The sequence below is a fragment of the Streptomyces sp. 2-1 genome, from assembly GCF_048564895.1.
Taxonomy (GTDB): Bacteria; Actinomycetota; Actinomycetes; order Streptomycetales; family Streptomycetaceae; genus Streptomyces; species Streptomyces phaeochromogenes.
This window is the reverse complement of the sequence record NZ_CP183383.1, coordinates 1,849,584-1,873,857: the sequence shown is the minus strand read 5'-3', so window position 1 is coordinate 1,873,857 and position 24,274 is coordinate 1,849,584. Positions and strand designations below refer to the sequence as shown.

General features: G+C 71.4%; 6 protein-coding genes and 1 pseudogene. 3 read left to right on the top strand and 4 right to left on the bottom strand.

The window, feature by feature from the left end; translation table 11 throughout:
* Positions 1–29: 29 nt before the first annotated feature.
* From ACN20J_RS08210 to ACN20J_RS08195, 4 genes and pseudogenes are all read right to left on the bottom strand, one after another.
* Positions 30–16,403 (bottom strand): annotated as a pseudogene (locus ACN20J_RS08210) (SDR family NAD(P)-dependent oxidoreductase); the annotation flags it as partial.
* Positions 16,404–16,573: 170 nt separating this feature from the next.
* Positions 16,574–17,332 carry a thioesterase II family protein gene (locus tag ACN20J_RS08205; protein WP_419665616.1) on the bottom strand — a complete coding sequence of 253 codons (759 nt, stop codon included), beginning with the start codon at positions 17,330–17,332 and terminating at the stop codon, positions 16,574–16,576.
* Positions 17,333–17,398: 66 nt separating this feature from the next.
* Positions 17,399–19,018 carry an AMP-binding protein gene (locus ACN20J_RS08200; protein WP_419665615.1) on the bottom strand — a complete coding sequence of 540 codons (1,620 nt, stop codon included), beginning with the start codon at positions 19,016–19,018 and terminating at the stop codon, positions 17,399–17,401.
* Positions 19,015–19,992: an ACP S-malonyltransferase gene (locus ACN20J_RS08195; protein WP_189845241.1), complete on the bottom strand. Its 978-nt coding sequence runs from the start codon at positions 19,990–19,992 to the stop codon at positions 19,015–19,017. The genes ACN20J_RS08200 and ACN20J_RS08195 overlap by 4 nt, the downstream gene beginning before the upstream one ends.
* Before the next feature lie 186 nt (positions 19,993–20,178).
* On the opposite strand from ACN20J_RS08195, the gene ACN20J_RS08190 reads away from it, so the two are divergent.
* From ACN20J_RS08190 to ACN20J_RS08180, 3 genes are all read left to right on the top strand, one after another.
* Positions 20,179–21,480 (top strand): activator-dependent family glycosyltransferase, encoded by a 1,302-nt coding sequence (locus ACN20J_RS08190; protein WP_189845240.1) that lies wholly within the window; start codon positions 20,179–20,181, stop codon positions 21,478–21,480.
* 80 nt (positions 21,481–21,560) lie between these two features.
* On the top strand, positions 21,561–22,436 hold the full coding sequence (gene rfbA, locus ACN20J_RS08185; protein ID WP_055614064.1) for a glucose-1-phosphate thymidylyltransferase RfbA: 876 nt from the start codon (positions 21,561–21,563) through the stop codon (positions 22,434–22,436).
* Between the two features lie 74 nt (positions 22,437–22,510).
* Positions 22,511–24,217, top strand: a complete 1,707-nt coding sequence (locus tag ACN20J_RS08180; RefSeq protein WP_419665614.1) for an MFS transporter — start codon at positions 22,511–22,513, stop codon at positions 24,215–24,217.
* The last annotated feature ends 57 nt before the right edge of the window (positions 24,218–24,274 follow it).

Genomic DNA, 24,274 nt, shown 5'->3' with positions numbered 1-24,274 from the left:
GGCGCCGGGTCGGGCGGGGCCTCGAATCCTCAGCCGTGGTCCCTCAGCTCCTCGTCCAGGATGTCGAACAGCTCGTCGGCGGTGGCCGCTTCCAGCGCCTCGTCCTGCGAGGCGGAACCCGGCCCTGAGGCCGGAGCCGCAGTGCCCGCCCGCCGGTGGGTCTCGGCCCACCTGGCGGCCAGAGCGCGCAGCCGGTCTTCGATCCGGGCCGCGTCCGTCGCCCCGGGCTCCGCGGCGAGCAGCGCCGACTCCAGGCGCGTCAGCTCCTCGTCGAGTACGCGGTCCGCACCCACCGCCGATTCCTCCCCGACCAGTTCCGTACGCAGGAACTCCGTGACGGAGACGATGGTCGTGTAGTCGTAGATGAGCGTCGCGGACAGATGCTCCCCGGTGGCGCTGGAGAGCCGGTTGCGCAGTTCGAGCGCGGCCAGCGAGTCCACACCCATGTCGAGGAAGCCGCGCTCGGGTACGACCGCCTCCGGGCCGTCGAATCCCAGTACTTCCGCCACATGTGTCCGTACCAGATCAAGCAGCACCCGCCCGGCCTCCTCCCAGGAGAGCCCCACCAGCCGCGCGGACAACGGCTGATCGGCTGCCACGGCGGCAGCTGCCGCGGGAGTCTGCCGGACGTCCTTCGCGGAACGGTCCGGTGCCAGCCCGCGCAGCAGCGCCGGCAACTCGTCCGGGCGGGCCCAGACCGCCGCCGGATCCAGCCGCACCGGCACCGTGAGGGTCTCCCCACAGGCCAGGGCCGCGTCGAAAAGGACCAGCCCTTCCTCGGGCGCCAGCTCCAGCACGCCGAGCCGCCCGACGCGCCCGGCGTCGATCGACGCGCCGCCGGCCTCTCCGGCCGCCGCCGTGCCCGCCCACAACCCCCAGGCCATCGAGGTGGCGGGCAGCTGCCCGGCCCGGCGATGGTGGGCCAGCGCGTCGAGAAAGACATTGGCCGCGGCGTAGTTGGCCTGTCCGGCCGCCAGGACCATGCCACCTGCGGAGGAGAACAGCACGAAGGCCGAGAGGTCCATGTCCTGGGTCAGTTCGTGCAGGTGCCACGCGCCGTCCACCTTTGAACGCAGCACCCGCCGCACGCGTTCCGGCGTCTGGTCGGCCAGCACTCCGTTGTCCATGACGCCGGCGGCGTGCACGACGGCGGTCAGCGGATGCTCGGCGGGGATGTCGGCCAACAGCCCGGCGATCGCGTCCCGGTCGGCGGTGTCGCAGGCGACCAGCGTCACGGTGGCGCCGAGCGCGGTGAGTTCCGCGGACAACCGGGCGGCGTCGGGGGCGTCCGGCCCCCGGCGGCTGGTCAGCAGCAGATGCCGTACCCCGTGCTCGACCAGCAGATGCCGCGCCACCAGCGCACCCAGCATGCCCGTGCCCCCGGTCACCAGCACGGTCCCCGAACCGTCCCACGACGACCCGTCATCGGCCGCCCTCACCCGGCCCAGCCGGGGGACCAGGGCACGGCCCCGGCGCAGGGCGATCTCCGGCTCACCCGTGGCCACCGCGGCCGGCAGCGCACGGACGGACTCGGCGGAACCGTCCACATCGACCACCATGAACCGGCCGGGGTTCTCCGCCTGAGCGGCCCGCAGCACACCCCAGGCCGGAGCCTGGCCGAGGTCGAGCGGTTCGTCGAGCCGCGCGGAGTCGGCGTCGATTTCGGTGTCCGCGGTGGCGTCGGTGTCGGCGGTGGCTTCGGCGGCATGGACGGCGTTCCGCGTCACCACGACCAGCCGGGACGCCGCGAAGCGCTCGTCGGCCAGCCAGCCGCGCAACGCGTCCAGCACCGTGGTGGTGGTGTGGAATGCTTGCTGCGGCACGGAGTGGTTGATCCGGCTGCCGTCGGTCCTGTCGATCGCATCCGGGCGCAGCCACAGGGTGACCACGTCGGGCACTGGGGACGACGGCTCCGCAGCGAGCACTTCGTCCAGCTCGGCGAACTTGGACGGCGCCGCCCGGGACGCGTCGGTCGGCAACGGCACCCACTGCACCCGGTGGAGAAAGCGCAGACCGGTGTCCAGTTGCCGCGATGTCACCGGCCGCATCGCGAGCGATTCGACGGACGCCACCGGCGCGCCCGTCGCAGCGTCGCGCATGTCCAGCGACACCACGCCTGGACCTGTCGTCCAGATCCGGACGCGCAGCGAACTCGCCCCTCGGGCATGCAGCGTGAACCCGTTCCAGGCGAACGGTATGCGGGTGCTGTCCCTGTCCTCGCCCTCCTCCGCAGGCAGTACGTCAGTGAAGTGCAGCGCCGCGTCCATCAGCGCCGGGTGCAGCCCGTACGCCGCCACGTCCGTGGCGCCCTCGGGCAGCGCGATCTCGCCGTAGACCTCGCCCTCGCGCTGCCATACCGCACGCACGCCCTGGAAGACCGGCCCGTATCCGTACCCCTGGGCGGCCAGGTCCTCGTAGAGCGTGTCGATCGGCACGACGGAGGCGCCCGGCGGCGGCCACGCCTCTTCGTGAGTTGGTGGCGGCTCGGTGGCCTCCGTCGCCGGGCGGAGCACACCCGTCGCATGCCGGGTCCAGATCGCGTCGGAGCCGGTGTCCGGGGCGTCCGTGTCGCGAGAGAAGATCTCCACGCTGTGACGGCCCGTCGTGTCGACCGCACCCACCACCACCTGAAGGGCCAGCGTGCCCTGCTCGGGTACGGGCAGCGGCGCCTCCTGAATGAGCTCCTCGACGACCGGACAGCCGACCCGGCCACCGGCGTGCAGGGCCATGTCCACCAGCGCCGCGCCTGGCAGCAGGGTCGTCCCCAGGATGCGGTGATCCTCCAGCCAGGCGGGAGAGTCGCTCGTCAGCCGACCGGTGAGGACCAGCCCACCGGCACCGGGAAGGGCAATGGCCGCGCCCAGCAGGGGATGGCCTGCCGAGGTCTGACCGAGATCCGCCACGTCACTGGCCGGGGGAGTCACGGCGTCGATCCAGTAGTGCTTGTGCTGGAAGGGGTAGGTCGGCAGGTCGATGGGGTGGGTGGGCTGGTCTTTGAAGAGGGTGGGCCAGGTGATGGGGATGCCCCGGGTGTGGAGGCGGGCAAGGGCTTGGATGAGGTGGGTGGGTTCGGGGTGGTTCCGGCGCAGGGTGGGGATTCCGTCTCCGTCGTGATCGGCCAGGGTGGTGAGGGTGGCGTCGGGGCCGATTTCCAGGAAGGTGGTCACGCCTTCGGTGCGGAGGGTTTGCAGGCCGTCGTTGAAGCGGACGGTTTCGCGTACGTGGCGTACCCAGTAGTCGGGTGTGCACAGGTCTTTGGGGTCGGCGAGGGTGCCGGTGAGGTTGGAGATCAGGGGGATGACTGGTGGGTGGAAGGTGACTTGGGCGGCGGCCTTGCGGAAGGCGGCGAGCATCGGGTTCATCTGTGGGGAGTGGAAGGCGTGGGAGACGCGTAGGCGTCGGGTGTGCGGGAAGTGGGCTGCGGCCTGGAGTACGGCGGTTTCCTCGCCGGAGATGACGACGGCGTCGGGGCCGTTGACCGCCGCGATCGCCACCTGTTCCAGGCCCGCCAGGACGGCGGTAACTTCGTGTTCGGTGGCCCGTACTGCGATCATCGCGCCGCCTGTGGGCAGTGCACCCATCAATCGGGCGCGCGCTGCTACCAGGGCACAGGCGTCGGGCAGGGAGAATACGCCGGCCAGGTGTGCTGCGGTCAGTTCGCCGATGGAGTGTCCGGCGAGGTAGTCGGGCCGTACACCCCATGACTCCAGCAGTCGGCCCAGCGCCACTTCCAGTGCGAAGAGTGCCGGTTGTGCGAACTCTGTACGGTCCAGGCGGCCGTGGCCTTCAGTCTGTTCCGCAGGCCACATGATCTCCTGCAGGGGCAGGCCCAGTTCTTCGGTCACCTCGTCCAGGGCGCGGGTGAACACCGGGAAGGTGTCGTACAACTCCCTTCCCATGCCCGAGCGTTGGCTGCCCTGGCCGGAGCAGATGAACGCGAGCTTGCCCGGGCGGGCCACGCCCGTGACCACGTTCGCCCCCGCTTCGCCCTTGGTGACCTGGGCGAGCCCGTCCAACAGCTCGGTCGTCTTCGCACCGACCACTACCGCCCGGTGCTCCAGTCCGGCGCGGGTGGTGGCCAGTGAGTGGGCGACATCGGCAGGCGCGAGACCGTGCTCGGTGATGTGGGCGGCCAGTTGTGCGGCCTGTGCCCGCAGCGCCGGTTCGGTACGGGCCGACAGCACCCACGGCACCACCGGGAGAGCCGGGGCGGTCTGCCCACTCTGCTCAGGATGTTCGGCTTGAGGGGCTTCTTCCAGGATGAGGTGGGCGTTGGTGCCGCTGATACCGAACGAGGAGACACCGGCTCGGCGGGGGTGTCCGTTGGGCTGCCAGGGCTGGGCCTGGGTGAGCAGTTCTACCGCTCCGGTCGTCCAGTCGACGTGTGTGGAGGGTTCGGTGACGTGCAGGGTTTGGGGCAGGAGGTCGTGGTGCATGGCCATGACCATCTTGATCACACCGGCCACCCCGGCCGCCGCCTGGGCATGCCCGATGTTCGACTTCAGCGACCCCAGCCACAACGGCCGCTCCTCGGGCCGGTCCTGTCCGTAGGTGGCGATGAGTGCCTGGGCTTCGATCGGGTCACCCAACGTGGTGCCGGTGCCGTGTGCTTCGACTGCGTCGATGTCGGTTGGGGTGAGGCCGGCGTTGGTGAGGGCTTGGTGGATGACGCGTTGTTGGGCGGGGCCGTTGGGGGCGGTGAGGCCGTTGGAGGCGCCGTCCTGGTTGACTGCTGAGCCCCGGATGACGGCCAGGACTTGGTGGTTGTTGCGTTGGGCGTCGGAGAGTCGTTCCAGGACGAGGATGCCGACGCCTTCGGACCAGCCGGTGCCGTCGGCGTTCTCGGAGAAGGATTTGCAGCGTCCGTCGGGTGCGAGGCCGCGTTGGCGGCTGAATTCGATGAAGGTGTCCGGGGTGGACATGACGGTGACGCCGCCGGCCAGGGCGAGGCCGCAGTCGCCGTTGCGCAGGGCCTGAGCCGCCAGATGCAGACTCACCAGTGAGGACGAGCAGGCGGTGTCGACGGTGAGGGCGGGTCCTTGCAGGCCGAGGGTGTAGGCGATGCGGCCGGAGATGATGCTGCCCGCACTCGCCCCGGTGGGGTAGTCGTGGTACATCACGCCGGCGAACACTCCGGTGGGGGTGCCCTTGAGGGTGGCGGGCACGATCCGGGCGCGTTCCAGTGCCTCCCAGGAGACTTCCAGCAGCAGCCGCTGCTGTGGGTCCAGTTCGCGTGCTTCGCGTGGGGAGATCCCGAAGAACTCCGGATCAAAGCCCGCCGCTCCCTCCAGGAATCCGCCCTCACGCACGTAACTCGTCCCCGGCCGTGCGGACTCGGGGTCATAGAGCCGCCCGAGGTTCCATCCGCGGTCGGCCGGGAACGGCGAGAGCCCGTCGGTGCCCTCGGCGACCAGTTGCCACAAGTCCTCGGGGCTGTTCACTCCGCCCGGGTAGCGGCATGCCATTCCGACGATTGCCATCGGCTCGTCCGTGTCGGCTGCCCGTACCGGGGTTGCGGTGTTGTTGTTGCTGGCTGGGGTGGTGTGGAGGTGGGTGAGGAGGTGGTGGGCGAGGGCGGTGATGGTGGGGTAGTCGAAGACGAGGGTGGCGGGCAGGTGCAGGCCGGTGGCGGTGGCCAGGGCGTTGCGGAATTCGACCGCGGTCAGGGAGTCGAAGCCCATCTCGTTGAATGCCCGGCCTGGTTCGATCACCGTTTCCGGGCCGAAGCCCAGCACCACCGCCACCTGAACGCCCACCAGATCTGCCACGAGCGACAGTTGCTGGTCCTCGTCCAGGCCATGCAGCCGACGCGCCAGCGAGGAGCCCTGCCCGGCCTGCACGCTCGCGCGACGGCCCTGCCGCCCGACCAGCCCCTGTAGGACGGCCGGAACCTCCCCATCCACCGCATGCAGAGCGGTCAGGTTCAAGCGGACCGGGACTGCGAGGGCTTTCCCGCAAGCCACAGCCGTGTCGAACAGAGCCAAGCCCTCCTCGTCGGTGAGGGGCTGGATGCCGGAGCGGGCCAGTCGGGCACGGTCCTGGCCGGTCAGCCGGCCCGCCATCCCCTCCGCCTGCTCCCAGGGCCCCCAAGCGAGCGACTGTGCCGGTAGTCCCAGGCCCAGCCGGTGCCGAGCCAGAGCATCCAAGAACGCGTTCGCTGCGGCGTAGTTGGCCTGGCCCGCACCGCTGAAGATCCCGGCGATGGAGGAGAACAGGATGAAGGCCGTCAGGTTCATGTCCTGGGTGAGTTCGTGCAGGTGCCAGGCCGCGTCGGCTTTCGGCTGGAGGACGGTGTCCAGCCGGTCGGTGGTCAGGGACGGCAGCATCCCGTCGTCCAGAACCCCGGCCGTGTGCACCACACCAGTGAGGGCATGTTCTGGGGCGATGCCCGCGAGGACGGCGGCCAGAGCGTGACGGTCTGCGACGTCGCACGCTTCGACGTGGACGGTGGCGCCGAGTTCGGACAGTTCCGCCATCAGCTCGGTTGCGCCGGGAGCCGCTATGCCCCGACGACTCACGAGCAGCAGCTGCCGCACTCCGTGCCCGGACACCAGATGCCGGGCGACCAACGCTCCCAGACCGCCGGTGCCGCCGGTGATGAGGACGGTGCCGGTGGTGTTCCACGGCGTGGGATCTTCCGCTGTATGTGCCGGGGTGTGGGTGAGGCGGGGGATGGTGATCTGCCCCGCGCGGAGGGCGAGTTGATGTTCGCCGGTGGCCAGGGCGTAGGCGGCAGCAGAGGGCAGTGCTGTCTGGGAGTCGGGGTGGTTGTCGGTGTCGATGAGGAGATGGTGGCCGGGTGTCTCGGCCTGGGCGGAGCGGACCAGACCCCATACCGCTGCCGCGGCCAGGTCCACGGGCAGGTCTGTGTCGGTGACGGACACTGCGTGCTGGGTGAGGACGATCAGCGGCGTGGAGCCGGACCCGCCCTCTGGTTCGGTGCCCGGGGACTGGAGGGCGTGCAGAGTGTCCGAGAGTGCCATCCGTAGAGCAGCCGGGCCATCGCCCGCCTGGGCCGAGACCTGGTGGATGCGCAGAGCCTCCAGCCCCGCAGCCGCGCTGTCATGGCCGCTTGGGGCTGGGATGGGTGTCCAGTCGAGGTGGAAGAGGGCCTGGCGAACGGTGTGGCTGGTCTGGTTCGTGGCTGGGGCGGGGCGGGTGGTGAGGGAGGTCACCGTGGCGACGGGGGTTCCGTGCACGTCGGCGAGGTGGATGGCGGTGGAAGTTGGTCCGGCGGGGTGGAGGTGGACGCGCAGTGCGGTGGCTCCCGAGGCGTGCAGCCGCACGCCCTGCCACGCGAACGGCAGATGCACGCCCGGCTCCTGCCCGCCATCGTCACCGTCGTCTTCGCCGGTGCCCGCCAGGGCGTGCAGGGCGGCGTCGAACAGTGCCGGATGCAGCCCGAAGCCCGTGACCTGCTCGATGGCCTGGGCAGGGAGTTCGACCTCGGCGAACACCTCATCCCCGCGCTGCCAGAGCGCAGACACGCCCTGGAACACCGGACCGTACGCAAGCCCCAGCCCGGCCAGCCGCTCGTAGAAGCCCTCCAACGACACCACAACCGCCCGCTCCGGCGGCCAAATCTCCATGTCTGTTGGTGTGTTGGTGGGGGTGGTGTCGGGGGTGAGGATGCCTTCGGCGTGCAGGGTCCATTCTTCGTCGGGTGCGGCGTTCTCGGGTCGTGCGTGTATGCGTAGGTGTCGGTGGCCGTCTTGATCAGGGGCGGCTGCCATCACCTGCACTGCCACGCCGCCGTGTTCGGGCAGGGGGAGCGGGGCGTGCAGTGTGAGTTCGTCCAACACCGGGCAGTTCACTTCGTCGCCTGCTCGGATGGCCAGTTCGACGAAGCCGGTGCCGGGGAACAGGATGGTGCCCATGACGGTGTGGTCGGCCAGCCAGGGCTGTCGCTCGACCGACAGGCGGCCCGACAGGACGACATCCCCCGAGCCGGGCAGCTCCACCACCGCGCCCAGCAACGGGTGTTCGGCACTCTCCAGTCCCGCCTGTTGCACATCCACCGTGTCCTGGGTGGCGTGCATCCAGTAGTGCTTGTGCTGGAAGGGGTAGGTGGGCAGGTCTATGGGGTGGGTGGGCTGGTCTTTGAAGAGGGTGGGCCAGGTGACGGGGATGCCTCGGGTGTGCAAGTCGCCCAGGGCCCGCAGGAGATGTGCGGCTTCGGGGCGGTCCCGGCGCAGAGCGGGAACGGCGTCCCCGTCCTGGTCGGCCAGGGCGGTGAGGGTGGCGTCGGGGCCGATCTCCAGGAACGTGGTTACGCCTTCGGCGCGCAACGTCCGTATCCCATCACCGAACTGGACCGCCTCGCGTACATGCCGTACCCAGTACTCGGGTGTGCACAGTTCCTTCGGGTCGGCGAGGGTGCCGGTGAGGTTGGAGACCAGCGGAATCACCGGCGGGTGGAAGGTGACCTGAGCAGCGACCTCGCGGAAGGCAGCCAGCATCGGGTCCATCAACGGCGAGTGGAAGGCGTGGGAGACCCGTAGGCGCCGGGTGTGCTCGAAGTGGGCCGCGATCTGCACTACTGCGGTTTCCTCGCCGGAGATGACCACCGCCTCGGGGCCGTTGACCGCCGCGATCGCCACCCGTTCCAGACCCTCAAGAACCGCCGCGACCTCGTCCTCGGTGGCCCGCACCGCGACCATCGCACCCCCGACAGGCAGCGCACCCATCAGCCGGGCCCGGGCTGCTACCAACGCACACGCATCCGGCAGGGAGAACACCCCGGCCAGGTGTGCTGCGGCCAGTTCGCCGATGGAGTGCCCCGCGAGGTAATCGGGCCGAACACCCCACGACTCCAGCAGTCGGCCCAGCGCCACTTCCAGAGCGAACAGTGCAGGCTGCGCGAACTCCGTACCCTCCAGACGCCCTTGTCCGGCAGAGTCGTCCGCGGGCCACATCACCTCCCGCAGCGGCAGGTCCAGTTCCCCGATCACCTCATCCAAGGCACTGGCAAACACCGGGAAGGCGTCATACAACTCCCGTCCCATACCAAGGCGTTGGCTGCCTTGGCCGGAGCAGATGAACGCCAGCCGACCACCGACCGGCACCCCACCCAGCCACTCACCCCGGGCCACCGCCTCCAGCCCACCCACCAGCTCAGCCATATCCGCTCCAACCACCACCGCACGGTGCTCCAGCGCGGCACGCGTGGCGGCCAGCGAGTAGGCCACGTCGGCCAGGTCCAGATCCCGCCCCGCGACATGAGCGGCCAACTGCGCCGCCTGCGTCTGCAGCGCTTCCTGGGTGCGGGCCGACAGCACCCATGGCACGGCGGGAAGGGCCGGAGCGGGTCCGGCCGGAGTGTCGTTTGGGAGGTTCGGGGCTTCTTCGAGGATGAGGTGGGCGTTGGTGCCGCTGATGCCGAACGAGGAGACGCCCGCTCGGCGGGGGTGGCCGTTGGGTTGCCAGGGCTGGGCCCGGGTGAGCAGTTCCACTGCCCCGGCCGTCCAGTCGACGTGTGTGGACGGTTCGGTGACGTGCAGGGTCTGGGGCAGTAGGTCGTGGTGCATGGCCATGACCATCTTGATCACACCGGCCACCCCGGCCGCCGCCTGGGCATGCCCGATGTTCGACTTCAGCGACCCCAGCCACAACGGCTGGTCCCCGGACCGGTGCTGCCCATACGTGGCGATCAGTGCCTGGGCCTCGATCGGGTCACCGAGGGTCGTGCCGGTGCCGTGCGCCTCCACCGCATCCACATCCGCCGCCGTCAGTCCCGCACTGGCCAGTGCCTGCCGGATCACCCGCTGCTGAGAAGGACCATTCGGAGCCGTCAGCCCATTGGACGCACCGTCCTGGTTGACCGCCGAACCCCGAACGACCGCCAGCACCCGGTGACCGTTGCGCCGCGCCTCGGAGAGCCGCTCCAGGACAAGGACCCCCACCCCCTCCGACCAGCCCGTGCCATCAGCATCCTCCGAGAACGACTTGCACCGCCCGTCAGGCGCAAGACCCCGCTGACGGCTGAACTCGATAAACGACTCCGGGGTCGACATCACCGTCACCCCACCGGCCAGAGCCAGAGTGCACTCACCGTTGCGCAACGCCTGAGCCGCCAAATGCACACTCACCAACGACGACGAACACGCCGTATCCACGGTCAGAGCCGGACCCTCCAGACCCAGCGTGTAGGCGACACGCCCCGACACGACACTGCCCGCACTCGCCCCCGTCGGATAGTCGTGATACATCACCCCCGCAAACACCCCGGCCGGCGTCCCCTTCAGCGACTCCGGCACGATCCGGGCCCGTTCCAGCGCCTCCCACGAAACCTCCAGCAACAACCGCTGCTGCGGATCCAGTTCACGCGCCTCCCGTGGCGAGATCCCGAAGAACTCCGGATCAAAACCCGCCGCACCCTCCAGAAACCCGCCCTCACGCACGTAACTCGTCCCCGGCCGCGACAACCCCGGGTCGTAGAGCCGTCCCAGATCCCAGCCCCGGTCGGCCGGGAACGGCGAGAGCCCGTCAACGCCCTCCGCCACCAGCCGCCACAACTCCTCAGGACTACCCACACCACCCGGATACCGGCACGCCATCCCCACGATCGCCACCGGCTCATCCGCAGCAGACACTCGTACCGAGGTGGCGGTCGGCGTGGGCGCGGTGCCGAGGGCCGTGTTCGTGATGAGGGCGGCCAGTGCGCGGGAGGTGGGGTGGTCGAAGACCAGGGTGGCGGGTAGTTGCAGGCCGGTCGCGGTGGAGAGCAGGTTGCGTAGTTCGACGGCGGCCAGGGAGTCGAACCCGAGGTCCTGGAACGATCGGTCCGGGTCGATGGATCCGGCGCTGTCGTGGCCGAGGACGGCGGCTATGCGACCACAGACCAGGTCGAGGACGAACCGGTCGCGCTCGGGTTCGGTGAGTTCGGCGAGTCGTCGTGCGAACGGCAGCCCGGCCGTGGTCGATCCCTGCGCTCCGGTCGTGGTGGCAGCGGTCCGCAGGGGTGCGCGGACCAGGCCTCGCAGCAGTGGGGGAACGCCGTCGGTGCGGGCGCGAACCGCTGCCCGGTCGATCCGCAGCGTCAGTGCGACGGCCGTGTCGGTGGTGGCCAGCGCGCGGTCGAACAGGGCGAGGTTCTCGCTGGGGGACAGCGGTGCCAGGCCCTGGCGCGCGATCCGCCGAAGGCCGAGGGCGCCGAGCCCGGCACCCATGCCCTCGTCGCCCGTCCACAGGCCCCACACATGGGACTGCGCCGGAAGGCCCAGACTCCGCCGGAGCTGGGCCAGAGCGTCCAGGAAAGTGTTTGCCGCCGCGTAGTTGGCCTGGCCCGGGGCGTCCAGCAGACCGGCCGAAGAGGAAAACAGTACGAACGTCGACAGACCCATCTCCCGGGTCAGTTCGTGCAGATGCCAGGCCGCGTCCGCCTTCGGCCGCAGCACGGTCTCCAGCCGGTCCGGGGACAGATCGGCCAGCAGGGCGTCGTCCAGAACCCCGGCCGCGTGCACCACACCCGTCAGCCGATGATCCGGATCAATACCGGCCAACTGCACGGCCAGCGCCTCACGGTCAGCGACATCACACGCCTCGACCCGCACCACCGCACCGAGCTCCGACAGCTCCGCCACCAACTCACCCGCACCAGCAGCCGCCATACCCCGACGACTCACCAGCAACAGACGCCGCACCCCGTGAACGGCCACCAGATGCCGGGCAACCAACGCCCCCAGACCACCCGTACCACCCGTAATCAACACCGTGCCCGCGGCGTCCCAGAGGGATGTAGATGGAGATGGGGACGAGGACGTGGTGTCGGCCTCGGGGGTCGGCAGACGCTCGGCGCGCGGGATCCAGGTGCCGTTGTCGCGGACCGCGATCTCCGGTTCGCCGCTTGCCAGAGCCGCGGCGGCCAGACGTTCCGGTGGGGTGTGTGCGCCGGGGGCGTCGTCCACGAGCAGGAAACGCCCCGGGTGTTCGGCCTGGGCGGAGCGAACCAGGCCCCACACGGCAGCCGCCGCCGGGTCTACGTCCGTGGTGCCGGGAGGGAGGGCGACGGCACCCGCGGTCGACAGGATCAGGCGGGAGGCGGTCGGCCGTTCCTCCGTGAGCCAGGTCTGGAGCAGCGCGAGAGTGGTCGAGGTGGCCACGCGCAGCCGGTGCGGCATCTCGCCGTCCTCGGCGGGGGTGCAGTCGGCGATGATCGTCTTCGGCGCTGTGGTTGCGCCTTCCGCGTCGGTGAGTGCGCGCAGTTCGGCCGCGTCGCGCACCACGGCCCAGCGGCCGGGCGGGGCGGACGAGGCGGCCGGCGGTTCGGACGCTCCCAGCGACTGCCAGTTGACGGCGTACACCGGGTGGCCGCCGGAGCCGGCAGGGCCACCGGCCTGGACCTGGTCGGCGGTGATCGGCCGGGACACCAGGGAGGCGACCGAGGCGACGGGGGCGCCCGTCAGGTCGGTGATCTCCAACGACAGGGCGCCGGAGCCCTGTTGTCCGCCCGGCACGTTGATCCGCGCCCGCACGGTGGCCGCGCCGCGTGCATGGAGGCGTACGCCCGACCAGGCGAAGGGGATGGTGGCCTGTTCGTCGGCGGGCAGGGTGTCGCCGCCGAGGAAGCCCGCGCTGTGCAGCACGGCGTCGAGCAGGGCGGGGTGCAGGCCGAAGGAGGTGGCCTCGGCCGCCGCCTCCGGGTCCAGGGCGACCTCGGCCAGCACACTGTCCTGGTGCCGCCACGCCGCCCGCACGCCCTGGAACGCCGGGCCATACGCGTAACCCTGAGCGGCCAGGTCGCTGTAGAGGGAGGAGACGTCGAGAGGGATGGCGTCTGCTGGCGGCCAGGCGGCATAACCGCCCCCAGCCTCGTCCCCAGCCCCAGCCCCAGCCCCCTCCCCGTCCTCGGACCTGGCGTCGGGACCGCTGTCGGCGCCCCTGTCAGGGGAAAGCAAGCCAGTGGCGTGCAACGTCCAGGAGACGTCCTCGGGGGCGTCCGCCGGGCGGGAGTACATCTCCACGGTTCGGCGGCCCGTTTCGTCGGGGCCGTTCACCACGACCTGGAGGCCGATGCCGCCGCGTTCGGGCACGGCCAGTGGTGCCTGGAGGGCCAGCTCATCGATGCGTGGGCAGTGAGTCCGTTCCCCGGCGTACGCGGCCAGTTCGACGAAGGCGGTGCCCGACAGCAGGACGGTGCCGAGGACGACGTGGTCCGCCAGCCACGGATGGGTGGTGGACGAGAGCCGGCCCGTGAGCACCAGCCCGTCGGAGCCGGGCAGCGGCAGTGCCGCGCCCAGCAGCGGGTGGTCGGCGGGTGTCTGGCCGAACCCGGCCGCGTCGCCCGGGGGAGTGGGAACCTGGAGCCAGTAGTGCCGCCGCTGGAAGGCATAGGTCGGCAACTCGGCCCGCCCCGCCGGGCGGTCGGCGAAAGCGGGCAGCCAGTCGACGGTCCTGCCGTGCGTGTGGAGCCGGGCCAGCGTCCGTAGCAGCTCGGCGGGTTCGGATCGGTCTCGGTGCAGCGTGGGCGTGCACAGCGCCGGGCCGGTCAGATACTGCTCGGCCAGCGCGGCCAGTGTGCCGCCCGGCCCCACCTCCACGTACGTGTCCGCCCCGGCGTCCCGCAGCGCCGCCATCCCGTCGCCGAACCGGACGGCCTCGCGGACATGACGTACCCAGTACTCCGGCGAGCACAGCTGATCGGCGTCGGCCGGGGCGCCCGTCAGGTTGGAGATCACGGGTATCAACGGAGGTGCGTAGTCGAGGAGTTCGGCGGCCTGCCTGAACTCGGCCAGCATCGGCTCCATCAACGGGGAGTGGAAGGCGTGCGAGACGCGGAGCGCGGTCGCCCTGCCGAGCTGTGCGGTGATCGCGGCCACCGCGTCGCGCGTGCCGGAGACGACCACCGACTCGGGGCCGTTGACAGCGGCCACGGCGATGTCCGTCCGGTCGCCGATCAGGGCACGAACGCGCTCCTCGGGAGCCCGTACCGCGGCCATGGTGCCGCCCTCGGGCAACGCCTGCATCAGCCGGGCCCGCGCACCCACGAGGAAGGCCGCGTCCTCCAGCGTCAGTACGCCCGCCACGTGAGCGGCGGCCAGCTCGCCGACCGAGTGCCCGGCCACGAAGTCCGGTGTCACGCCCCATGACCGGAGCAGCCGGCTGAGCGCGACCTCGAAGGCGAACAGCGCGGGCTGGGCGTAGCCGGTCTGGTCCAGCAGCGAGGCGTCGTCGGTTCCGGCGGGCCACATCACCTCGTGCAGCGGTCGGTCGAGCTGAAGGTCGAGGTGCCCCGCGGCCTCGTCCAGCGCCTCGGCGAAGACGGGGAACGCCGCGTACAACTCCCTTCCCATGCCGGGCCATTGGCTGCCCTGGCCGGAGAACAGGAACGCCGTCCGGCCGCCCCCCGGAGCGCCGATGAACAGCCCGGGGGAGCCGCCCTCGCCGACGGATGGATCGGCCAGGCCAGATAGATCAGACAGGTCGGACAGTGCGGACAGGCCGCGCAGCACGTGGTCGCGGTCGTCGGCCAGCAGCACCGCGCGGTGTTCCATGGCGGCCCTGGTGGCCAGTTCGTATCCGGCAGCCGTCAGATCCGTGTCGTGCCCGGACAGATGGGCGTGCAGACGCGCGGCCTGCGCGCGCAACGCCTCCCGGCTCCTGGCCGAGACGACCAGCGGCACCGCCGGAACCGCAGCAGGAACGGGAGCAGGAACCGCAGCAGGAACAGTCGCAGGCCCCACCGCCGGAACAGCCGCACGCCCAACCGCCGAAAGAGCGGACGTCGACGGCTGCTCCTGCCGCTCCCGTCGCGACGCGAGGTCCTCCGCCTGCTCGATGATGACGTGCGCGTTGGTCCCGCTGATGCCGAACGAGGAGATGCCCGCCCGGCGCGGGCGGTCGTCGGCCTGCCAGGCCCGTTCCTCGGTGAGCAGTTCCACCGATCCGGCGGACCAGTCCACATGTGGGGTCGGCGCGTCGACGTGCAGCGTCCGGGGCAGCGTGCCGTGCCGCATGGCCATCAGCATCTTGATGACCCCGGCGATCCCGGCCGCGGCCTGGGTGTGGCCGATGTTCGACTTGACGGACCCGAGCCACAACGGCCGGTCGTCGGGGCGGCCCTGGCCGTAGGTGGCGAGCAGCGCCTGGGCCTCGATCGGATCGCCGAGGGTGGTGCCGGTGCCGTGTGCCTCCACCGCGTCCACCTCCGCCGCGGTGAGTCCCGCGGTGGCCAGGGCCTGGCGGATCACGCGCTGTTGGGCGGGCCCGTTGGGGGCGGTCAGGCCGTTGGAGGCACCGTCCTGGTTGACCGCGGAACCCCGGATGACGGCCAGCACCTGGTGGCCGTTGCGCCGCGCGTCGGAGAGCCGTTCCAGCAGTACCACGCCGCCGCCCTCGCCCCAGCCCGTGCCGTCGGCCGCCGCCGCGAACGGTTTGCAGCGGCCGTCGGCGGCCAGGCCGCGTTGGCGGCTGAAGGCGGTGAACACTCCGGGGCTGCCGATGATCGCCACCCCGCCGGCCAGGGCGAGTTCGCACTCGCCGGCCCGCAGCGACTGGCAGGCCAGGTGCATCGCCACCAGCGAACCGGAGCATGCCGTGTCCACGGTGAGCGTCGGGCCCTCCAGACCCAGCGCGTAGGCGGCCCGGCCGGAGACGACGCTGGGCGCGGTGCCGGTCAGCAGATAGCCGTCGAGCCCGTCGGGTGCCTCGTGCAGGCGGACCCCGTACTCCTGCGGCTCGGCGCCGACGAACACGCCCGACCGGCTGCCGCGCAGCGAGTGCGGGTCGAGACCGGCCCGCTCCAGGGCCTCCCAGCACAGCTCCAGGACCAGCCGCTGCTGGGGGTCCATGGCGGTCGCCTCGCGCGGGCTGATGCCGAAGAAGTCGGCGTCGAACTCCCCGGCCCCCTCCAGGAAGGCGGCGTGCCGCACATAGCTGGTGCCCGGCTTGCCCGGATCGGGATCGTAGAGCCCCTCGGTGTCCCAGCCGCGGTCGGTGGGCAGCGGCGAGAGCACATGGCGGCCTTCGGCGATCAGCCGCCACAGCTCGGCCGGGGTGTCCGCGCCGCCGGGGAAGCGGCAGCTCATGGCGACGATCGCGATCGGATCGTCGGACGACACCGGGCCGCGTACCGGCTCGGTGGCCTCGGCCGGCGAGGGACCGCCGAGCGCCAGGTCCTCCAGGCGGCGGGCCAGCGCACCGGGCGTCGGATGGTCGAAGACCAGGGTCACCGGAAGGTCCAGCCCGGTGGCGTCGGCCAGCCGGGCGTGCAGATCCACGGCGGCCAGCGAGTCGAATCCCTGCTCCTGGAACGGCAGTCCGGCGTCCACGCGCACGGTCCCCGGCGCCTCCTGGCGGACCGTCTCCAGCACCGCGGCGGTCTGCGCGCACACCAGGTCGAGGAGCAGCGCCCGGCGCGCCCCGGCGGGCAGACCCGCGAGCCGCCGGGGCAGCGCCGCCCCGCCGACGACGACGTCTTGGGACTCTGGGGTCTCGCTCATTCGCGTACTCCACCATTCCAGGAATTCCACGGATCACGGCTTCCACGGCTTCCACGGATTTCGCGGGCTCGTGGCACCGACGGATCTTCCGGAGGGACTCGGAAATCCCTCCGGGTGAAATCGATGTGCCGGATTCAGCTGTACGACCGGACGGTCTCGCCGAGGCGTTCGATGACCGCGGCCGGTTGTTCCGTGAGATAGAAATGCCCGCCGGAGAACCACCGGACGGTGAAACTCCCGGCCGCGTGCCGGTGCCAGGCGCGTGCCTGTTCGGCGGTCACCTGGGAGTCGTTGTCGCCCGCGAAGACCTCGACCGGGCAGGACAGAGCCGCCCCGGGGTCGCCCGTGTACGTCTCCACGGCCTGGTAGTCGGCGCGTACCGCGGGCAGTACGGCGCGCAGCATCTCCGGGTCGTCGAGCAGCCGCGCGTCGGTGCCGCTGAGCCGTTTGATCTCGGCGACGATCCCGGCGTCGTCGCGCCGGTGTACGTTCTCGCTGCCGCCCAGCGAAGGAGCGCGCCGCCCGGAGGCGATCAGTACGGTCGGCGGGCGCGACTCGCGTTCCATCCGCAGGGCGATCTCGTACGCGATCAGGGCGCCCATGCTGTGCCCGAAGAGCGCCAGCGGGGTGTCGAGCCACGGCTCCAGCGCGTCGAAGGTCCGGTCGGCCAGCGTCCGCAGGTCGGTGAACGGCTTCTCGGCGCGCCGGTCCTGACGCCCCGGGTACTGCACGGTGAGGACCTCGATGCCGGGACGCAGCGCCGTCGACACCGGGCGGTAGAAGCTCGCGGAGCCGCCCGCGTGCGGAAAGCACACCACCCGGGCCCCGGCAGCGGGTGCCGGGTGGAACCGCCGGATCCAGGTGGTGCTGCCTTCAAGTGCCGTGTCCGGCATGGGTTCGCCTCCTGACGGGCCTGTGGTCGTCGTCATGGTCACCGCACCGGCCGGGCACCCCCACCCCTACTGCCCCCTAGGCGCAGGCCGGGGCACCCGTGCGGGGACGTCGGCCGGTTCCGTCGGGCCGAGCGGCCCGGCGGCCCTGGCCCGCAGCGCGCCCCGGTCGATCTTGCGGTTGGCGTTGAGGGGGAACGCGGCCAGGTGCGTGTAGCGGCGGGGAATCAGCCGATCGGGCAGGGCGCCGCGCAGTCCCCGTGCCAGCCGGCTCGCGGGCGTCGGGCGGCCGGTGTAGAAGGCGACCAGCTCCAGGTCGCCGCCGGCCGTGGGCACGGCCACGGTGACGGCCTCCTCGACGCCCGGACATGCGCACAGCGCCTGGTCGATCTCGGCCGGCTCCACGCGCCAGCCCTGCACCTGGACCTGGGCGTCCAGCCGGTCCACATAGGCCAGGACCCCGTCGGCGACCTCGCGGACACGGTCGCCGGTGCGATACCAGGTGCGCCCGTCGTGCGTGACGAACCGGCCCTGGTGGTCGGCCGGGTCCAGATAACCGGCCGTCATCTGCGGGCCGGTGATGATGAGTTCGCCCTCGCCGGACACCGGCTCGCAGTCCGCGTCGACCAGCAGATGGTCATGTCCCTTGTGTACGGCGCCGATCGGGACGATGCCGTGCACGGCCAGGCCCGGAGAGGTCTCCGGCGACCACTCGTAGCCGCATATCGTGATCGTCAGCTCGGTCGGGCCGTACAGGTTCTCCACGGTTGAAGTGGGCGCGGCGCGCTGCCAGTCGGCGGCGTCGGCGCACTTCAGCGCCTCACCGGCGAAGATGCTCCAGCGCAGGCCGGGCAGGGCTCCGGCGTCCAGACCGGCCGTGCGGCGGACAAGCGAGATGGCGCTCGGGGTGGAGAACCACACGGTCAGCCCCGCCTCGGCCGCGAACGCCGGTACGTCGCGGAAGGCGGCGGCCGGCAGCTGCTGAACGGTGGCGCCGGCGCCCCACGCGCAGAACAGGTCGAACATGGCGCAGTCGAAGTTCAGGTCGAACGTCTGCGAGAAGACGTCCTCCGGGCCGAAGTCGTAGCGCGCGTCGAGGACTTGGAAGTAGTGGTCCGTGCTGCCGTGCGAGATCCGCACCCCTTTGGGGCGCCCGGTGGAGCCGGAGGTGAACAGCACATAGGCCGTGTCCCCGGCGTCGGCAGGCAGCGGCTCGTCCAGTGCGTACGCCGCGTCGACCGGCACCGAGCCGGCCGGCACCTCGTCGGGGGCCAGCACCGGGATGCCCGGGGCGGGACCGGGCGCCTCGGCGAGCGCGGCGCGGCCCGCGGCGTCCGCGATCACCGCGGACACCCCGGCCGCCTCCAGCATGTGCCGGGTCCGGGCGGCGGGGAAGTCGGTGCTCAGCGGCACCACGGCGGCGCCCGCGTACAGCGCCGCCAGCACCCCGGTATAGGCGTGCGGGCCCTTGGCGGCCAGCACGGCGATCGCGGCCGGCCGGTGCCCCGCCGCCCTCAACAGCGCACCCGCCCAGGTCAGAGCCCGCTCGTGGAGCGCCTCGTAGCTCAGCGACCAGCCGGGGCCGCGCACCGCCGCCCGGCGCGGGGCGACGGCCAGACCGCGCAGGAAACGGGCGTGCAGGGCAGCACCGTAGGCACCGAGCAAGGCCTGGGAAGTCGCCCCGGTCATCGTGCGTCTCCTCCCGCCCGGACCGCGGCCGGCCGCCGCGGCTGAAGCGCCAGCCGCGGATTGACCCGTACGACCTCGAAGTGGGCGGTGGTGCGCCTGACCCGCCCGAACAGATTGTCCGGACCGGCGACATGGACCGTGCCCACCCCCCGGCCGAGGAGCGTGTCCACCACGGTGGGCCAGCGGAGCGGCCGGACGATGCCGTCCAGCAGCAGCGTCCTGACCTCGTCGCCGGTGCGCAGCAGAGTGCCGTCGTGGTCCGAGACCACCGGCAGGCGGGGATCGGCGAACGGCAGCCTGCCGAGCACCTCGTCCTCGGCCTTGCGGCGCAGCGCGCCGAACGCGACGGAGTGCAGCGGCGGGCGCATCGTGTACAGCGACATGCCCCCGAGGGCACGGATCCGGCCCTTGAACCATTCCAGAGCCGCTTCGCGCAGCGACACCATGTGGAAGTCGTCGTCGATGTAACAGGCCATGTCGTGCCACTCGTTGCGCTCGTCCAACTCGCCCAGCACCTCGTCCAGCCCCGCGCGCGGGGTGCGGACGAACGAGAGCGTCACCACGTCGCGGTGCTCGGAGGCGAAGTACTCCTCCTGGCAGCGCGCGAGCCGGGCGGTCATCAGCACGGCCTCGGAGAACGGCAGACAGCCGGCGTACGCGGCGGCGGTCTTGCCGCCGAAGCTCGGCCCCGCGCACAGCTGCGGCGCCATGCCGAGCTCCGCCTCGGCCCACTCGGCCAGCGCCAGGCAGTTGGCCAGGAACGCCACCTGCGCCGCCTCGGTGTAGTCGTGCTCGGAGTCGCGGTACCGGTCGATCAGGGAGTAGCCCAGGACCTCCCCGGCGATCGCCGCCCGGCGGCGGGCGAACGGATTGGCCACCATGAACCTGCCCACGTCCGCGAAGGACGACGCCCCCATACCGGGGAACACCACCGCTGAGCCCGACCGGGCACCCGTACGGGAATCACCCTGCATATCCACTCACCCTCCGTTGCGCTGCGCCCGAATATGAGGGAAGGAGCGGCGCGGGAGAACCCCTAACGCCAACGGGCATACGTCGGGGGCGGGTTAAGGGCCGCTGGATCCTCCTAGGGGTTGGCCGCCCGGGGCACCCCTCATACCGTCGCAACTCGGCATTCCGTGTCCGACGGGAGAATTCGCATGCGCGTGCTTTTCACAGTCCTGGCCCTCGACTCGCACTTCTACAATTCCGTTCCGGTCGCCTGGGCGCTGCGCGCCGCGGGGCACGAGGTGCGGGTCGCCAGTCAGCCCGACCTCACCGAGACGATCACGCGTGCCGGGCTCACCGCCGTCCCGGTGGGCGAGGAACTGGCCCTGCTCCAGCGGTCCCAGCAGTCCGCGGAGAGCAGCGAGCCCGGTTACGGGACCGGCTACGACCTCACCGAGACCGACCCGGAGAAGCTGACCTGGGAGTACGTCCGGGACACGTTCGGGGCGTACACCTACGTCGCCGAAGGTGTCGGCAGCCAGACCATGCTGGAGGACCTGGCGCGCTTCGCCCGCGAGTGGCAGCCCGACCTGGTGGTCTGGGACGCCATGACCTACGTGGGCCCGGTGGTGGCCCGCGCCTGCGGGGCGGCCCACGCGCGGCTGCTGTTCGGCACCGACCACTGGGCCCGGATGCGCGAGGTGTTCCTGGAGCGTGGCGCGGAGCAGAAGCCGGAGGACAGGATGGACGCGATGGCGGGCTGGATGGCCGCGCGGCTGAGCTCGCTCGGCCTGGACCCGGAGGGCGCCGGGGTCTTCGGCGAGGACCTGGTCGTCGGCCAGCGCACCATCGACCCGCTCCCGTCGTGGGTGCGCGTCCCGGCCGGCCTGGACCGGATGCCCGTCCGCCCGGTCATGTACAACGGGCCCGCCGTGGTGCCCGACTGGGTGCACGAGCGGCCCAAGCTGCCCCGGGTCGTCCTCACTCTGGGGCTGTCGCTGCCGGGCGCCTACAAGGAGGGCTTCCCGATCGCCGACCTGCTCGCCGCCGCGGCCGACCTGGAGGTCGAGCTGATCGCGACGGCCGGGGCCGAGGCCGCCGAGTCACTGGCCGGGTCGGGGCTGCCGGACAACGTCCGGATCGTCGATTTCGTGCCGCTCAACGAGGTGCTGCCGACCTGCTCGGCGATCATCCACCACGGTGGCATGGGCACCCTGCAGAACGCCCTGCGGCACGGAGTTCCGCAGATCGTCGTCCCCGGCTGGCTGTGGGACGAGAAGGGCAACGCGGCGGCGCTGGAGCAGCAGGGCGCGGGACTGGTCATCGACCCGTCGGAGTTCACCGCCGACACACTGCGGGAGAAGCTGACCCGGCTGCTGGCCGAACCCGGGTTCCGGCAGAACGCCGACCGGCTGCGCACGGAACTGCTGGCCCTGCCCACCCCGCACGACATCGTGCCCGAACTGGAGCGGCTGGCGGCCGAGCGCGGCGGCCGGCGCCCCGTGGCGGAGTGACCACCATGCCGGTCACACCTGACACCGGGGGGCGTCCCGTGGCGCCCCCGCGGCCGGGCGCGGCCGGACCCATGAAACGCATGAAGGGCATCCTGCTGGCCGGCGGTCACGGGACCCGGCTGCATCCGGTGACCGTCGCGGTGTCCAAGCAACTGCTGCCGGTCAACGACAAGCCGATGATCTACTACCCGCTGTCGGCGCTGATGCTGGCCGGGATCCGCGAGATCACGGTCATCTCCACCCCCGCCGACCTGCCGCAGATCAGGCGGCTGCTGGGCGACGGCTCCGATCTGGGGCTGTGGCTGGACTACGTGGAGCAGCCGGTGCCCGGCGGCCTGGCCGAGGCGTTCGTGCTGGCCGCCGACGCCATCGGCGACGACCCGGTCGCGCTGGTACTGGGCGACAACATCTTCCACGGACACAACTTCTACGAGACCCTCCAGCGGAACTCCCCGGACGACATCGACGGGTGTGTGCTCTTCGGCTACCCCGTGGACGACCCGCACCGGTACGGCGTGGGCGAGACCGACGCGGACGGCCGGCTGATCACGATCGAGGAGAAGCCGGCCAGGCCGCGTTCCAACCGGGCCGTCGTCGGCCTCTACTTCTACGACAACGAGGTTGTCGACATCGCCAAGAACCTGCGGCCCTCGGCCCGCGGCGAACTGGAGATCACCGACGTCAACCAGCACTACCTGCGGCGCGGCAAGGCCCGGCTGGTCGACCTGGGCCGGGGCTTCGCCTGGCTCGACGCCGGCACCCCGGGCTCACTGCTGGCGGCAGGACAGTACGTACATGTGCTGGAGCAGCGGCAGGGCGTCCGGATCGCCTGCGTCGAGGAGGTGGCGCTGCGGATGGGCTTCATCGACGCGGCGGCCTGCCACGAACTCGGCAGCCGGCAGCCCTCCTCCGAATACGGCGCGTACGTGCGCGCAGTCGCCGAAGAACTGTCCTGACCCCGCACGGACGGTGCGCGAGCGGTAAGCGGCCGGTGCGTGGGCGGTAAGACCAACTAGGGAGACTCAGTCCCATGGAATCCTCACCTGCCGTCGGGAGCTTCCAGAAGGCGGCCACACTGGCCATCGCCTGCCTGGCGGTCCTCCTGCTGACCGTCGACCTCACCGTGCTCCATCTGGCCGTGCCCGCCCTGGTCACCGATCTGGGGCCCTCGGGCACACAGATCCTGTGGATCGCCGACATCTACGGCTTCGTCGTGGCCGGTCTGCTGATCACCATGGGCTCGATCGGCGACCGTATCGGCCGCAAGCGGCTGCTGCTGCTCGGCACCGGCGCGTTCGCGGTCGCCTCGGTGCTGTCGGCGTACGCGCCCAGCGCCGAACTGCTCATCGTGGCGCGCACATTGCTCGGCGTGGCCGGCGCGGCCATCATGCCCTCCACGCTGTCGATCATCCGCAACGTCTTCACCGATCCCAAACAGCGCACCGCGGCGATCGGCGTGTGGAGCGGTGTGTCGGCGTCCGGGTTCGTGGTCGGCCCCATCGTCGGCGGGCTGCTGCTCGACTCCTTCTGGTGGGGTTCGGTCTTCCTGATCAACCTGCCGATCCTGCTGGCGATCGGCGTGGCCGGTTTCCTGATCCTGCCCGAGTCGCGCGACCCCTCACCGGGCCGGCTGGACCCGCTGAGCGTGGTGCTGTCGGTGGGTGGTCTCATCGCTGTGGTGTACGCGATCAAGGAGGCGGCGAAGGACGGGGTGGCCCAGGTCGGCGTGGGCGTGACGGCGCTCGTCGGCGTGGTCGCCCTGACGGTCTTCGTGAAGCGGCAGACCAGGCTCAGCCATCCGCTGATCGATGTGCGGCTCTTCCGCCGGATCGCCTTCTCCGGGGCGATCAGCACCAACATGTTCGCCATGTTCGCGATGGTCGCCCAGTCGCTGATCTTCGCGCAGTACTTCCAGTCGGTGCTGGGCTGGTCGCCGCTGAAGGCCGGTCTGGCCGGTCTGCCGGGCGCCGCCGGGGCGACACTCGGCGGGGTGCTCGCGGCGCCCCTGATCACCGCCATCGGACGGGCCCGCGTGGTCTTCCTGGGGATGGGGCTGGCCGCGGTCGGCATCAGCTGCTACACGATGGCCGGTCTGACGCTCAACTACCCGGTGTTCGTACTGGCCATGGTGCCGGCCGGGCTGGGCTTCGGCATGGCGTTCACGGTCACCGGCGACACCGTCCTCGCGACCGTGCCCAAGGAACGGGCCGGATCCGGGGCCGCCATCTCGGAGACGTCCATGGAGGTCGGCGGCGCGCTGGGCATCGCCGTGCTCGGCAGCGTGCTGAACGCCGCCTACGCCCGCGGGCTGGACCTGCCGCCCGGAGTGCCGGCGGATGCCGTGCCGGCCGTCGAGGAGTCGATCAGTACCGCGGTTCTGACCTCCGCCTCGCTGCCACCGGACGTGGCGGACCAAGTCCTGGAATCGGCACGGCAGTCGTTCATCGACGCCTTCCATGCCACCGCGCTCGTCGCCGCCGGGGTGATCGCCTGTGTCGCGGTGTTCGCCCTGGTCGCGCTGCGCAACGTGCCCAAGGTGATCGCGGAGACGTCCGACGGCGACCCGGCTGACCCGACCGGCTCGGACGGCTCGGGCGGTCCGGCCGCCAAGGACGGCGCGGGCGTCGCGGGTGTCGCGGGTGTCGCGAACGGCTCCGGCGGAGCGGCCACCGAGGCCGAGCCGGATGCCGCGGACGGCTCGGACGGGTCACCGGCGATGACCGCGCCAGGAAAGTGAACCAGCGGTCGGGCCGGGAGCACGAGCCACCGACCGGCCCGGGAAGACGAGCTATCG

Bases quoted from the DNA above. Each gene is read 5' to 3' on its own strand.
- ACN20J_RS08205 (WP_419665616.1), bottom strand. From the start codon at position 17,332: ATGCCGGACACGGCACTTGAAGGCAGCACCACCTGGATCCGGCGGTTC.
- ACN20J_RS08200 (WP_419665615.1), bottom strand. From the start codon at position 19,018: ATGACCGGGGCGACTTCCCAGGCCTTGCTCGGTGCCTACGGTGCTGCC.
- ACN20J_RS08195 (WP_189845241.1), bottom strand. From the start codon at position 19,992: ATGCAGGGTGATTCCCGTACGGGTGCCCGGTCGGGCTCAGCGGTGGTG.
- ACN20J_RS08190 (WP_189845240.1), top strand. From the start codon at position 20,179: ATGCGCGTGCTTTTCACAGTCCTGGCCCTCGACTCGCACTTCTACAAT.
- rfbA (WP_055614064.1), top strand. From the start codon at position 21,561: ATGAAGGGCATCCTGCTGGCCGGCGGTCACGGGACCCGGCTGCATCCG.
- ACN20J_RS08180 (WP_419665614.1), top strand. From the start codon at position 22,511: ATGGAATCCTCACCTGCCGTCGGGAGCTTCCAGAAGGCGGCCACACTG.